Genomic DNA, 13,576 nt, shown 5'->3' on the forward strand with positions numbered 1-13,576 from the left:
AACCGGGACTTCTACCTCAAGAAGCGCGGCGAAGGCTGCAGACATGTCCAGGCCGTCATTGCCCTGGCGCGGCGTCGGGCGAGCGTTCTGTGGGCCCTCTTGCGCGACAACAGGGTGTTCACCCCCGAGCTGCCGGTCGCGCAGGCGGCTTGACTTCGTCATTGAGACTCCCTCCGGGGTCACGGTCGGGCGACAGGTCGTCCGGGAGCGCCGTTCCAGCGCACTCCCGAAAGGCACGACCATGCGCTTCACTTCCGAACACCGCCTCGACGACGGCGTCCTCGAGCGCGCGTTCACCCTGGGCGAGATCCCCGGCACCCTGTGGACGCCCGGCTCCGCACCGGCCCCGCTGGTCCTGATGGCCCACAACCGGCCCCCCAGGCGGATCCCCGGCTGGTGGCCCGGGCCCGGTACACCGCGGGGCGCGGCTACGCGGTGGCGACCATCGACGCCGTCGGGTGCGGTGACCGCCCCCGTTCCGCCGCCGACGAGCAGGCCCGTGCCGACCTCCGGCGGGCGATGCGGGCGGGCGAGCAGGTCGACGGGATCCTCGAGTCCTTCATCCGCCCGCTGGTCGAGAACGCGGTCCCCGAGTGGGTGACCGCTCTGGGCGCCCTCCTCGACCTGCCCGGGATCCACGGCCCGGTCGGGTACTCCGGCGGGTGGGCCGCCCTCGGCATCCCGCTGGCGGTGGCCGAGCCGCGCATCACCGCCGCCGGCCTCTTCGCCGGCGGGTACCTGCCCCGCGCCCAGCGCGAGGAGGCCCGGCGGATCACCGTTCCGCTGCTGTTCCTGCCGCAGTGGGACGACGAAGGGAACCCCCGGCAACGGGCCCTGGACCTGTTCGACGCCTTCGGCAGCAAGGAGAAGACGCTGCACGCCAATCCGGGAGGGCACACCGGGACCCCGTGGTTCGAACTGGAGGACGGGTGCCGTTTTCTGGACCGGCACCTGAAGTGAGGCCGAGCCGCACGGCCGTCACCTGACGGCCGTGCGGTGCCGGCCAGGCCGTCGTGGAGGACGGGCGCCCACCGGCCCTCCTCGACGGCGGCGGCGTCGAACGGATTCCCCTGTTCATCGAAGCCCATCAGCCGTCACATGCTCGGTGAATGTGGGGCCCGTTCCGGCATCGGCTGCGGTCGGCGATGAACGCACACGTCGGACGCGACTCGCGCACGGTCACCGCCCGCGCCGGCAGCCGGTGGCGACGGGTGCGGACGCGGGAGAGGGCTTAGGGGGCACGGGCGCCAGTGACTGTTCCGTCCAGATGACCTTTCCCCGAGGGGTGTACCGGGTCCCCCACCGCTGGACCAGCTGGGCGACCAGGAACAGCCCCCGGCCGCCCTCGTCGGTGTCCGCGGCCCGGCGCAGGTGCGGTGAGGTGCTGCTGCCGTCGGCGACCTCGCAGATCAGCGTGCGGTCGCGGAGCAGACGCAGCGAGATGGGTTCGCTGCCGTGGCGGAGCGCGTTGGTCAGCAGCTCGCTGACCGTGAGTTCGGTGGAGAAGAGCAGGTCGTCCAGGCCCCATCGGTCCAGCTGCGCGGTGACCTCCGCGCGGACCCGCGGGACTTCCGCGGGGTCGGCGGCCAGCTCCCAGGTGGCGACCTGGTCACCGCCCAGGGCCCGGGTGCGGGCGACGAGGAGCGCGACGTCGTCGGCGGGGTCCGCCGGAAGCCGGGACAGCAGCAGGTCCAGCTGGTGGCAGGTCTGCTCGGGTGTCCCCCGGGCCCCGGTGAGGACGTCACGGAGCCGGTCCATTCCCAGACCGACGTCCCGGTGGCCCAGGTGCTCGATGAGTCCGTCGGTGTAGAGGACGAGCTGGCTGCCCTCGGGGATCTCCAGTTCGGCCGTTTCGAAGGGGTATCCTCCCACGCCCAGGGGCGGCCCTCCCGGCAGGTCCGGATACTCCACGGTGCCGTCGGGCCCGACCAGCGCGGGCGGAGGGTGACCGGCCCGCGCGATGGTGCAGCGCCGTGCGACCGGGTCGTAGACGGCGTAGAGACAGCTCGCGCCGACGATCTCGTCGGTGCCGGTCCCGGCCGGCTCCTGGTCGGCGTCGAGCCGGGCGACGAGGTCGTCGAGGTGGGCGAGGACCTCATCGGCGGCGAGGTCGAGGGCGGAGAAGTTGTGGACCGCGGTGCGCAGTCGGCCCATGGTGGCGGCCGCGTGCAGTCCGTGGCCGACGACGTCCCCGACGACCAGCGCCACCCGCGCGCCGGACAGCGGGATGACGTCGAACCAGTCGCCGCCGACCCCGGAACGCGCCGGCAGGTAGCGGTGGGCCGCCTCGACCGCGTGCTGCGCGGGGAGCCCGCGCGGCAGCAGACTCCGCTGGAGTGCCAGCGCCACGGTGTGCTCACGGGTGAAACGCCGGGCGTTGTCGATGCTCAGCGCGGCGCGGCCGACCAGCTCCTCGGCGAGCAGCAGATCGTCCTCCGTGAAGGGCTCCCGGCGCTCGGAGCGGTAGAAGCTGACCACGCCCAGCAGCGCACCGCGGGCCCGCATCGGCACCGCGATGAGCGAGTGGGCACCGGCTCGCAGAGCCTGCTCGCTGCGCGCCGCTCCCGGGTGGCGGCGGGCGTCGGTCGTCGCCCGTTCCGGTTCCAGGACCGGGCTCTCGGTCGTCAGGCACCTCGCCTGGGGCGTGGACGGCCCGTAGTGGATCTGGTCACCGGCCGCACTCAGCGGGGAATCCTCGCGCACCCCCATGAGTGCGACGCGGCGCAGAGCGCCGTCCACCCGTACCGGTTCCTCACCGGCCGGCATGGCCTCCGGCACGTCGACGGCGGTGAAGTCGGCGAACCGCGGGACGACCACCTTGGTCAGCTCCTCTGCGGTCCGGACGACGTCGAGCGTGGTGCCGACACACGCGGAGGCGTCGTGCAGCAGCCCGAGGCGCTCGCGTGCCTGCAGGGCCAGCGTGCCGATCAGCGGTTCGCCGACCGCCACGAGCCAGGTGTCGCGGCTGCTGTCTCCCGGCTCGGCGTCCGTCCGGGACTCGGGCTGCCCGGACGGCGGCGGGGGCGGCGGCCCGGCGCGGGCCGCGGGCTGCCGCGGGGGCGCGGGAGCCCCCGGGCGGCGCGTGGGGCGGGGGGTGAGAACAGCAGGAGTGCCGCCGTCCGTCAGGACGGCGACGCGCCGGCGGACGCCGGAGGGAAGGGCCGCCTCGACGGCGATCCCGTTGACGCCGGACGGTGTCGTGACCGGCCGGCTGCGCAGGATGGCCGTGCGTCCGCCCGCCAGCCGCACCTCCACGAGGCCGGTGTGCCCGGACGAGATCAACTCCGTCGCACGCTCCTCGATGACGAATCGATCGTTGCGTTCGAGCCACTCGTCGACCACGGTGCCCGGGCCTTCCGCTCCCCCGTCCGGCGCGGGGCGGGCCGCCCGGAACGCCTGGAGCAGGTCGCGCTCGCGGACGGAGGCCTGGGCCAGGAGCCGCTGCTCGACGGCGTGGGCCGCCTCCAGCGTCATGGTGAGCATGGCCGGGTCCGCGTTGGCCCGCATGCTGGTCAGGTTGAGCGCGCCGACGAGCTGCCCGCTGAGCGGGTCGCGCACCGGTGCCCCCGTGCAGGCGAGATCCGCCCAGTAGTCGCCGTAGTGCTCGCGGCCGCAGATGAAGACGGGCCGCCGTGTCACCAGCGCGGTGCCGATGCCGTTGGTGCCCAGTACGCTCTCGGGGACGCTGAAACCGGGCGCGAGCTGCAACGCGTCGAGTCGCCGGTACAGCGCGGTATAGCCCGCTCGCCGGTCGAGCAGCCGGGCCCGCTCGTCGGCGAGGAACACGGCCGTGCGAGTGCCCGAGAGCCGTGACTCCAGCGTCTCCAGCACGGGCCCGGCGGCCTCCGTGAGGTTCCGAGCGTCCTCCAGGTCCTCGTGGTAGGGGAGGTCTCCCTTGTGCTTCTCGGCCAGCCCCTGGGAGCGGCACCTGCGCCAGGAGGCCAGGACCGGTTCCCGTACGGGCAGCGCGGCGACGGGCTCACCCGCCTGCAGTTGGTCGTAAGCCCAGCCGAGGGCGACTTCGTCGTCCCACTTCATAGACACGAGCGCACATCCTCAGCCGGTGCTTGGTACCCCCAGTCTCCTCCCCGAACGGCGTAAAGCAAGACATATCACCCTATTCGATGCCGGCGGGGACGCGCGTGGCGTGCCGGGCTGCGGCTTCTTCCGGGGGGCGGAGGCGGAGGCAGGCCGTCAGGACAGGGCCGCTCGTGCGGCCGGACGGCACCTGGTCCCGCCGGCTGACCAGGGCGGCGTCCCGGCAGGCGGTGGGCCGGCAGACGGTCGGTCGATGCGTGGCCGGGTGGGGTCAGGACCGGATTGCGCCGGGGTCCGGCCACGGGCGGCCCCCGCCATTCGCAGTCCGGATCGCGCCCTCGGAGTCGTCGGCGCACCGGTCGGGCCAGGCCCTGCCCACCGTGACGGTCCGGGTCGGCACGCCGCCGGCGATCTCCTGCACCCCGCACCACCAGACCGAGCTCCTTGTCCCGTCCCCGGGGGTTTCCCCGCGGACCTCAGGGACAAGTCGAGCACGCCGAACCGGTGGGCGTGCAAGAGGAACCGTTCCAGGTCCCCTGGGACACAGGCGGTCAACTGCCTTACCCATGGCGACTCTTGGGGCCCGCGCAGCGCGTCGGCCGCGACGCAGGACAGGCGGCTGCCGACGAAGTGGGCTTCCGCCGCCATCGGCGACCTCCTGGCACGGCACCAGGCTCGAGACCGCCCACGCCCGGGCGGGGCCGGTGACGAGGTGCCACCGGCCGCCGGGGTGAGGGTCAGCGTCTGCGGGCCCGGCCGCCGCCCACGCCGGCCACCTGCAGTGCCAGGCACATCAATCCCAGCAGCATGAGATTCGTCGAAGAGAACACATCGTTGGTGCCGATCTCCGCCGCATTGATCAAGAACGCGATGAAGAACAGCACCGCCGCGGCTGTGCCGAGCATGAACCGAGCTCCTCTCGAAGGGGGTGAAGCCCGTATGCCCCGCCCGCGCCCCCGCAGACACCGGGAGTCCGCTCCGTGCCGGGAGGGGCAGCCGCTCGGGATGGCCTCACATGTCGGCGGCGTCCACCACGTCGCCCAGGTCGACGAACTTGAAGCCGGTCGCGGTCCGCGTGCCGCCCTCGCCGTCGGGGACCTCGGGGGTCTCGCTGCCGTCCTGGACGACCAGCAGGCCGTTCGGGAAGCGGCTGCCGAGCGGGGCGTTCAGGACGGCGGCGCCGTCGCACTCCTCCGACCCGTCGAGGGCCGCCGAGGCCGCGCCGACGCGGAACCCGCCCTCGTACTCGTTGTCCTCGCCCACCTCGCGGTCGTACAACGCGAAGGTGCTGTCACCCTGGCTGGAGGCGAGCAGGTAGCCGTCTCCGTCCGCCTCCTGAAAGAGGGTCAGGCCCTCGACGTCGGCGGCCAGCCGCTCACCGCCGTAGCCGGGGTCGGCGCCGGCCGCGCACTCCTCGGTCTCCTCGTCGTAGACGCCGGTGACGCCGAACTCGCGGACCTTGTCGATCAGGACCGGCTCTCCGGTGAGGGCGGCGGGAATCCGCCAGATGCCGACGTCCTCCTGGCCGGCGTAGAGGGTGCCGTCGGCGGGGTCGACCACCATGCCCTCGACCTGCGGGAGTTCGCCGGGTTCGGCGCAGGGGGACCAGGTGGTGCCGTCGGGGAGGCGGAAGGACGCGGGCAGGTCGAGGGTGCGGACCTTCCGGTAGGTGACGGTGCCGCTCGCGGTCGGCCTCAGCTCGACCAGCGCGAGGCTCGTCCGCTCCCGCCGGCTGACCAGGGCGTAGGCGCGTCCGGTGGACCTGTCCCGCCACGTGGCGAGTCCGTAGGCGGTGCGCTGCTCGTTGATCTCGGCCTGGCCGGCGGAGAACACGGGGGCGGCGGACGGGTCGGTGATGTCGGTCAGCGGGCCGCCGGGCTTCGAGGGGTCGATGCGGAAGATCCGCAGCCGGTCGTTGCCGCGATCGCTCACGACGGCGACGTCGGCCCGGCCGGTGGGGGTGCGCAGACCGGTGACGAGATCGACGTTGTTGTAGCGTCCCGGGGCGTCGTCCTCGTCGGGCGGGCGGGGAGCGGGCAGCGACTGCACCAGGCGGGCCTCCAGGTCGTACACCCGCAGGCCGCCCTCCTTGGCGGTCGCGACGACGAGGCTGCGGCCCGCGTCTGCCGCGTTGCGCCAGATCGCCGGGTCGTCCGCGTCGGAGTCGCCGCCCGCCGCGTCGTCGTGGAGGGCGGGGGTCTCCCCGACGGGGGTCACCGTCGGCAGGTCCTCGGCGGCCCCCGCCGGGGCGGGGGTCAGGAGGGCGAGCACGGCGGCGCCCAGGGCGAGGGCGGCGGTCCGGTACGGCGTGCGATGCGGTCTCATGAGCACTTCCCCGGTAGGCGACGAGGGCACGCCAAGGCTGCCGGGGGAACTTTGCGTGGAAGGGACGGCAGCCTGTACATGTGACCACCGCAGAGCTGTCGGCAGGTCAACTCCCGTTCAGTACGGCCGGATCCTGGCGTACCGCGCTGCCACCCCGCGCACCTGTCCGCCGTGCCGGACGCACCGGTCCTCGCCGGCTCCCCGGCCAAGATCGACTGTCAGTGGTGGGTGAGAAGGTGGATGCACCAAGCCGGGAACGAGGGGGAGTCCGTGATGTCCGGAAGCCAGAACTACATCAACCACGTCGCACTGGTGCTGGACGCCAGTTCGTCCATGGCGCACCTGAGCCGCAAGGTCGTCGAGGTGGCCGACCAGCAGATCGCCTACCTCGCCCGCCGTTCGAGGGAGCTGGACCAGGAAACCCGTGTCACGGTGTACGTGTTCGCGGACGCCGTGGAGTGCGTCATCTACGACAAGGACGTGCTGCGCATGCCGTCCCTCAAGGAGCTGTACCGGGCCGGTGGGATGACGGCCCTCCTGGCTGCCGCGCTGAAGTCGCAGCGGGAGCTCGCGCAGACGGCCCAGCTGTACGGCGATCACAGCTTCCTGACCTTCGTGCTGACCGACGGCCAGGAGAACGCGAGCCACCGCTGCGAGGACGCTCCCAGCAGGGACGCGCGGGAGCTGGTCACGGCCGTGGCCGACATGATGGAGACCCAGCAGGACAACTGGACGCTGGCCGTCCTGGTGCCCGACCAGATGGGCAAGCGCGAGGCCATGCAGTGCGGTTTCCCCAGGGACAACATTGCCGTCTGGGACGCCACCAGCACGCGGGGCCTGGAGGAGGCCGGGCAGGTGATCCGGCAGGCCACCGAGAACTTCATGGTGGGCCGCACGCAGGGCATCCGGGGGTCGCGGGCGGTGTTCTCCACCGGTGCGGACGCGGTCAACAAGGACACCATCAAGGCAGCCGGCCTGACCCCGGTCGACCCGTCGGCGTACCAGCTGATCCCGGTGTCCCGGGACGCGGCGATCCGGGACTGGGTCGTCGAGTGCGGGCACACCTACCGCACCGGCGGGGCGTTCTACCAGCTGAGCAAGTCGGAGAGGATCCAGGCGCGCAAGCGGATAGCGGTGCTGGAGAAGAAGACGGACCGGGTGTACTCGGGCCCCGAGGCCCGGGCCCTGCTCGGTCTTCCGGACACGGAGGTCCGCGTCAGGCCGGACCACAACGACCACTTCACCATCTTCGTGCAGAGCACCAGCGTCAACCGGAAACTCGTGCCCCACACGCGACTGCTGCTCATGCTCTGAGCGCTCGGGGGACCGGGGGGACTCCGGGGGCTTCCCGGCCCCCGGAATCCTCCTGTCAGGCCGGTGACGGGGGACGGACGAGGGTGTTGTCGCCGGTGCGGCCCGAGAAGTAGTCGCTCACGTTGGTCATCGTCGTCTCGGCGATCTGGCCGACCGCGTCGCGGGTGAAGTACGCCTGGTGGGAGGTGACGAGGACGTTGGAGAAGGTCATCAGCCGGGCGAGCCGCTCGTCGGTCATCACCTCCAGGGACTTGTCGAGGAAGAACACGCCGGCCTCCTCCTCGTACACGTCCAGGCCGACGCCGGTGAGCCGCCCCGCGCGCAGTGCCGCCAGCAGGGCGTCGGTGTCCACCAGTCCGCCCCGGCTGGAGTTGATCAGGATCGCGTCGTCCTTCATCAGCGCCAGCGCCTGGGCGTTCACCAGGTGGTGGGTGTCGGGCAGCAGGGGGACGTGCAGGCTCACCAGGTCGGATTCGGCGAACAGCCGCTCGCGCGGGACGTACTCCATGCCGAACGCCACGCACTCGGGGTTCTCCGCGATGTCCCAGCCCAGCAGCCGCATGCCGAAACCGTGTGCGATCCGGGCGAAGGCCGCGCCGATCTTGCCGGTCCCCACCACTCCGGCGGTACGTCCGCGGAAGTCACGGCCCAGCAGACCGTCGAGCCGGAAGTCGAACTCACGGGTGCGGTGGGCCGCCCGGACGATCCTGCGGTTGACGGCGAGGGCGAGCGCCCAGGCGAACTCGGCGACCGAGTACGGCGAGTAGAACGAGACCCGGGCGACGGTCAGCCCCAGCTTCTCGGCGGCGGGCAGGTCGATGTTGTTGTAGCCGGTGGACCGCTGGGCGATCATCCGGGTGCCGCCGTCGGCGAGGGTCTGCAGCACCTGCCCGTCGAGGACGTCGTTGACGCTGCTGAGCACCACCTCGTGGCCCACCGCGGTGGGGGCGGTGTCCCGGTCCAGGAACATCCTCAGGCACCGCAGCTCATGGCGTCCGGCGAACACCTTGTCGAACGCCTGCCGCAGCAGGGCCTCCTCGTCCGCGAGGACGCCGTAAGCGACGATTTCCACGTGCTCTCCTTACGAGAGGGATGACGAGTCCAGCCTAGATCTCCGCCCGCCGTGCCGGCTCTCCGTGACGCGGCGCGGCTCCCCGGCCTTCCCGAGACGGGACGGGTGCTCCCGCTGCTGGCCGGCGGTGCCGGAGTACCACCGGGCGAGCGGCGGTACCCCGACGGCGAGGCTGCGATCGGAGCAGCCGACGGTCGCGGTCGACGGGGGGCAGGCGGGCAGGGCGGTGCCCGGAGTCCCGTCGACTCTCGTCGGCGTCGACCTCGATGTCCCGGTCCCCGTCCGGGGGCGCAGGGGCTGCGGGACCGCAAGGGCGGGGCCAAACGTTCCCGCCCTGACGACCCGGGGGGCCTTTCCGGGAGCTCGGCGAGCACAAGGGGCATGGTGGGAAGCGGCCCGCCGTCCCGGGCCCGGCCCCCGCCGGTCGGACGCGCGGGGAGGGCCGCTCGGCCCTGCTGTCTGCCCGCTCAGCCCTGGGAGCGCGGGCGCCGGTGCCGGACGCTGGAAGCCCGGGGCGGTTCCGCCGGACGGCGTGTCCGGTTCGCCCGTCGCACGGCCGCGGAAGGCCGTGCCGGTTGCCGCACGGACGGAGGCAGGCCACGCGAGCCGGCCGGGTCGAACCGGTCCCGCAGCACCGAGGAGGAGGGCCATGAAACCCACGGAGATCGGGGCGCTGATGGCCCGTGACGTCGTCACGGCCGAGTACGGCACACCGTTCAAGGAAGTCGTCCGGCTGCTCGGTGAGCACCGCATCAGCGGACTCCCGGTCATCGACGAGGACGACAGGGTCATCGGGGTCGTCTCGGAGACGGACCTGATGCTCCGCCAGGCGGCGACGGGAGCGGAGACCTGGCTCACCTGGCTGCGCCGCCTGCGCCACAGCCCTGAGTCGCAGGCCGCGAGCCGAGCCCTCCCCCGGGCCTGGCGTCAGTCGGCCGGAAGCACCCCCGTGGCCGGCGGGCTCATGTCGGCGCCCGCCGTGATCGTACGGGCCGAGGCCACCGTCCCCGAGGCCGCGCGCCTGATGGCCGGGCACGGCATCGAGCGGCTGCCCGTGGTGGACGAGGAGGACCGGCTCATCGGCATCGTCACGCGTTGGCCGGGCGGACACCAGGCCCCAGGCGGACGCAAGGTCGCCGGGCAGGGCCGCCCGCCCGCTCCCCCGGCGATGTCCCGGATCGGTTCGGGCCCGCCGGTGAGAAGGACCAGCGGTCCGGGTCGCAAGGCCGGGTGGCCCTGGGAGCGGGCGAGGTGGGCACGGGAAGCTGGAGCCGCAGGGCGATCACAAGGAGCAGCACATGACCGTCAGGGACAGCAGCGCCGAGCAGGCCCTCGCCGCCGTACGGGTCCGGGCCGAGGGCGATGTCACCGAGCAGGACCTCGCGTACGTCCGCGGGAAGGTCGGCGCGGTCCTGGACCGGCCGGGACTGCCGGACGTCAGCGGTGAGGTGCGGATCGCGAAGGCCGTCGCCCGCCACGTCGAGGAACCGTGGTCGGCCGGCGCCGAACTGCGGGTCGGGCACGACCTCGTGGTCGTCCACGCCCGTGGGACCGGCTCCCGGGAGGTCGCGGACCGTCTGCAGGACAGGCTCCGCGGCAAGGTGGAGCGTCTCGCGCACCGCGCGGACTCGACCCGCAGGTCGGCCGCACGACCACCGTGGCGCGGCGGCCCGGCGGAGGAGGCCGAGCAGGAGTAGGGACGCGGGTACCTCGCCGGAGTACCTCTTGCGCGCGACGCGAGGACCCGGGCGGCCGTTTCCGGCCGCCCGGGTCCTGTTGCGCGGTCACCTCGCAGGCCGCGGGCGACTCACAGGGCACACGCCTCACTTCTCGTCGAGCACGATCGCGACCGGGCGGGCGGAGTGGTGCAGGGCGGGGAGTGGTGCAGGGCGGTGTGGGCGACGGAACCGATGGACGCCGAGCGGGCCGTGGCGCACGCGCCGGCCGACCACGACGAGGGACGCGTCGCCGGAGGCGTCGACCAGGTGGTTGGCGGGGCTGCCGAGGCGGCAGGTCTCGACGACCTCGACGTCCGGGTACTTGCGCCGCCAGGGCAGCAGCGCCTCGGTGAGCTCCGCGGCCCGCTGGCGGCTGAGGTCCTCCCGGGGATCGACGCCTGCCGTCAGGCTGTACACGGAGGAGGGCGGCAGGCTTCAGCCCTGGACGACGGTCAGCGCGGTGCCGCGCAACCGCGCCTCCTCGAAGGCGAGGGCGGTCACGGTCTCATCGGGGCTGTCGGCATCCAGGCCCAGGACGACGGGCCGGAACGCGGTCGCGTCGGACGGGATGCCGACGGCGTCCTCGACGTGCTCGTCGGCGGCCTCCTCCCCGGCGCGGACAAGGACGATGGGCGCCTCGGCCCGGGCGACCACGGACTGGCCGACGGACCCCACGAGGAAGCCGGAGAGCCCGCTCAGTCCACGGGAGCCGAGGACCAGGAGCTCCGTGTCCTCGGTGGCCTTGAGCAGCGCCGGGACGGGCTGACCGGGTATCTCGTCGGCGTCGATCCGCAGGGTGGGACGGCTGCGCGCGACACGTGCGCGCGCCTCGGCCAGCATCTGCCGCGCCCCCGCGCCCTGCTGCTCGGTCGGCGGCACGGGCATGGTGAGGCCGGCCGACGGAAGGGAGGCCGAAGGCGGCGGCTCCCAGGCGTGCACCAGACGCAGTGGCAGCCGTCGTCGGCCCAGCGCCGCCCCAGCGCGCCGTGCTCCATGGTGCCGACGAGGGCGTGTTCCGCACCGTCGAGCGGAGCCCCGCGGTAGGTCAGGGGCACGAGGTACGTGGTCCGGTCGGGGCCGGAGGCGTCGGTGACCACGATGAACTCGATCCCGACCTCGCCCTGCGGATCGTCCAGCCGGAAGCCACCGGCTTTGACCAGCAGCGGTGCGTCCGCTCCACCGCGGTACCACGGCCGGGAGGGCAGCCAGGAGGTCAGCAGTTCCAGCTTGCTCGGCCTGAGGACGGTTCGGTGGATGACGGCCATGACCGACGGTGCCCTCTCGTCGCGGGGAGGTGACTCCCCACACCCTCGCGTCCGGGCGGCGTCGGGCGAGCCTGGTTTTCCCGCGGTCCCCTCGGTCCTGCGGGAACGAGGCAACCCGGTCGGCGCGGTGGACGTCTGTCCTCGTGAACGGGTACGACCTGCCTGCCCGCCCGAACACGCGACGAGGACGAGGATGAGTGACAAGGGCCGCAGACTGTTCGAGGCGCTCGACCTCGATCACGACGGACTGCTCACCCGGGAAGAGGTGATCGTGGCCCTGCGGACGAAGGGACCGTCCCTGGCGGCCGTGGGGGTGCTGCCGTTCTGGGGGGTGCAGGACGCCGACGCTTCCTCCGCGCTGTTCGACTCCGCCGACCAGAACGGCGACTCGGTGCTGACGCTCGAGGAGTTCACCGCGGTGGTGGACCGCCGGTTCGGCTGGAGCTGACGCGCGGGGCTCCTGGGCCCCCAGCGAGGAACATGCGGCGGCGTCCTTCGGCTCCGGCGGTGAGGCTCCGGCGAGGACCGCCGACAGGCAGGGCGAGAGCGCAGCTCGACGACGATGCTCACCCCGGCATCATGCCCGAGGCCCGTGCACCGTGGGGCCCGGGCCGGTCACCGCCCCGCCGCGTCCGGAGCCGCCGTTCCGTACCCTGACGACATGCGCATGCGCCCCACTGTGAGCTGGACCCCGGCCGACGACCTGCCGCCGGGCACCACGGACCTGGAGCCGGTCGCCGAGGCGCTGCGCGCCGGTGGGGTGCTGGTGCTCAGCGGAGCGGGCATCTCGACGGAGTCGGGCATCCCCGACTACCGGGGCGAGGGCGGGAGCCTGAGCCGGCACACGCCGATGACTTTCCAGGACTTCACCGCGAGCGCGCAGGCCCGGCGCCGGTACTGGGCCCGCAGTCACCTCGGGTGGCGCACGTTCGGCCGCGCCCGCCCCAATGCCGGGCACCGGGCCGTGTCCGCCTTCGGGCGGCACGGTCTGCTGACGGGTGCGATCACTCAGAACGTGGACGGCCTGCACCAGGCCGCAGGCAGCGAGGACGTGGTGGAGCTCCACGGGACCCTGGCCCGGGTCGTCTGCCTCTCCTGCGGTGCCCTCAGCCCGCGGCGTGAACTCGCCCGCCGGCTGGAGGAGGCCAATCCGGACTTCGCGCCGGTGGCCGCGGGGATCAACCCGGACGGCGACGCCGACCTCACGGACGCACAGGTCGAAGGCTTCCGGGTGGTGCCCTGCGCGGTGTGCGGGGGCGTCCTCAAGCCGGACGTCGTCTTCTTCGGCGAGAACGTGCCCACGTCCCGCGTCGAGCACTGCCGCGCACTGGTCAGCGCGGCGACCTCGCTGCTGGTCCTCGGCTCCTCACTGACGGTGATGTCCGGGCTCCGGTTCGTCCGCGAGGCGGCCCGGGCCGGGAAGCCGGTGCTGATCGTGAACCGGGACCCGACCCGCGGCGACCAGCACGCCCTGACCAGGGTCGCGCTCCCCCTGGGACCGGCACTCAGCGCCGTGGCGGAACGGCTGGGTGTTCCCCTGGACGGCCGGGCGTCTGTGAGCTCGTGACCGCCGGCGGCATGACCGCCGTCCTGGCGCTTGCCGGGCTCGCCACCCTGGGCGGCAGCCTCTGGTACGCGTACACCGTGATCATGGACGCGTTCATCGGCTGACGTCCGACGCACGAGCTCCACAGGAGCCGGTGGGTCTCAGATCCCCCTGCACATCGGGGCAGTTCTCCCGCTTGGCCGCGTTTGAGTTGCGAGGCCCGTACACGTCGAAGAACAGCAGCGGTCGGCTCGCGGTCTCCCCTTGCCCTGCTCGGCACCGGGTGTGCCGGTGGAGG

The 13,576-nt window shown here is 73.1% G+C and carries 10 protein-coding genes and 4 pseudogenes; 7 read left to right on the forward strand and 7 right to left on the reverse strand.

The genetic code is table 11. The features are described 5' to 3' along the window. A pseudogene (locus ACFW6P_RS19915) lies at positions 1 to 153 on the forward strand (IS110 family transposase); the annotation flags it as partial. 88 nt (positions 154 to 241) lie between these two features. Further along, positions 242 to 960 (forward strand): annotated as a pseudogene (locus ACFW6P_RS19920) (dienelactone hydrolase family protein). 219 nt (positions 961 to 1,179) lie between these two features. Here the strand turns inward: ACFW6P_RS19920 and ACFW6P_RS19925 are convergent. The 3 genes from ACFW6P_RS19925 to ACFW6P_RS19935 all read right to left on the reverse strand — a co-directional run bounded on the left by ACFW6P_RS19925 (position 1,180) and on the right by ACFW6P_RS19935 (position 6,363). After that, positions 1,180 to 4,038, reverse strand: coding sequence for a SpoIIE family protein phosphatase (locus ACFW6P_RS19925; protein WP_386359349.1), 2,859 nt, complete (start codon positions 4,036 to 4,038; stop codon positions 1,180 to 1,182). Positions 4,039 to 4,775: 737 nt separating this feature from the next. Beyond that, on the reverse strand, positions 4,776 to 4,943 hold the full coding sequence (locus ACFW6P_RS19930; RefSeq protein WP_386359346.1) for a hypothetical protein: 168 nt from the start codon (positions 4,941 to 4,943) through the stop codon (positions 4,776 to 4,778). A gap of 106 nt (positions 4,944 to 5,049) precedes the next feature. Then, the gene (locus tag ACFW6P_RS19935) at positions 5,050 to 6,363 is read right to left on the reverse strand and encodes a phytase (RefSeq protein ID WP_386359345.1); all 1,314 of its coding nucleotides are present in this window, start codon (positions 6,361 to 6,363) and stop codon (positions 5,050 to 5,052) included. A gap of 273 nt (positions 6,364 to 6,636) precedes the next feature. Between ACFW6P_RS19935 and ACFW6P_RS19940 the strand changes: the two genes are divergently transcribed. Continuing rightward, entirely contained in the window at positions 6,637 to 7,677 is a 1,041-nt protein-coding gene (locus tag ACFW6P_RS19940) for a vWA domain-containing protein (protein WP_386424300.1), read from the forward strand. Positions 7,678 to 7,732: 55 nt separating this feature from the next. Here ACFW6P_RS19940 and ACFW6P_RS19945 read toward each other — a convergent pair whose 3' ends face one another. Next, positions 7,733 to 8,749, reverse strand: coding sequence for a 2-hydroxyacid dehydrogenase (locus ACFW6P_RS19945; RefSeq protein WP_386359343.1), 1,017 nt, complete (start codon positions 8,747 to 8,749; stop codon positions 7,733 to 7,735). A gap of 649 nt (positions 8,750 to 9,398) precedes the next feature. Between ACFW6P_RS19945 and ACFW6P_RS19950 the strand changes: the two are divergent. Both ACFW6P_RS19950 and ACFW6P_RS19955 read left to right on the forward strand, forming a co-directional pair. Further along, positions 9,399 to 9,845, forward strand: a pseudogene (locus tag ACFW6P_RS19950) (CBS domain-containing protein); the annotation flags it as partial. A gap of 202 nt (positions 9,846 to 10,047) precedes the next feature. Beyond that, positions 10,048 to 10,446, forward strand: a complete 399-nt coding sequence (locus tag ACFW6P_RS19955) for a hypothetical protein (protein WP_386359342.1) — start codon at positions 10,048 to 10,050, stop codon at positions 10,444 to 10,446. A 126-nt stretch (positions 10,447 to 10,572) separates the two neighbouring features. Here ACFW6P_RS19955 and ACFW6P_RS19960 read toward each other — a convergent pair whose 3' ends face one another. The 3 genes and pseudogenes from ACFW6P_RS19960 to ACFW6P_RS19970 form a co-directional block, all read right to left on the reverse strand. Next, complete coding sequence (locus ACFW6P_RS19960) at positions 10,573 to 10,884, reverse strand: stress-inducible protein (protein ID WP_386359341.1); 312 nt, start codon at positions 10,882 to 10,884, stop codon at positions 10,573 to 10,575. 18 nt (positions 10,885 to 10,902) lie between these two features. After that, entirely contained in the window at positions 10,903 to 11,406 is a 504-nt protein-coding gene (locus ACFW6P_RS19965; protein ID WP_386359340.1) for a universal stress protein, read from the reverse strand. 8 nt (positions 11,407 to 11,414) lie between these two features. Next, a pseudogene (locus ACFW6P_RS19970) lies at positions 11,415 to 11,732 on the reverse strand (1,4-alpha-glucan branching protein); the annotation flags it as partial. A gap of 193 nt (positions 11,733 to 11,925) precedes the next feature. Here ACFW6P_RS19970 and ACFW6P_RS19975 point away from each other — a divergent pair. Both ACFW6P_RS19975 and ACFW6P_RS19980 read left to right on the forward strand, forming a co-directional pair. Continuing rightward, a complete protein-coding gene (locus tag ACFW6P_RS19975; RefSeq protein ID WP_386359339.1) occupies positions 11,926 to 12,180 on the forward strand; it encodes an EF-hand domain-containing protein in 255 nt (84 codons plus the stop codon). Between the two features lie 213 nt (positions 12,181 to 12,393). After that, complete coding sequence (locus ACFW6P_RS19980) at positions 12,394 to 13,299, forward strand: NAD-dependent protein deacetylase (protein ID WP_386359338.1); 906 nt, start codon at positions 12,394 to 12,396, stop codon at positions 13,297 to 13,299. The last annotated feature ends 277 nt before the right edge of the window (positions 13,300 to 13,576 follow it).

Origin of the sequence: Streptomyces sp. NPDC058741 (assembly GCF_042746715.1) — a bacterium.
In the GTDB taxonomy this organism is placed as follows: Bacteria; Actinomycetota; Actinomycetes; order Streptomycetales; family Streptomycetaceae; genus Streptomyces.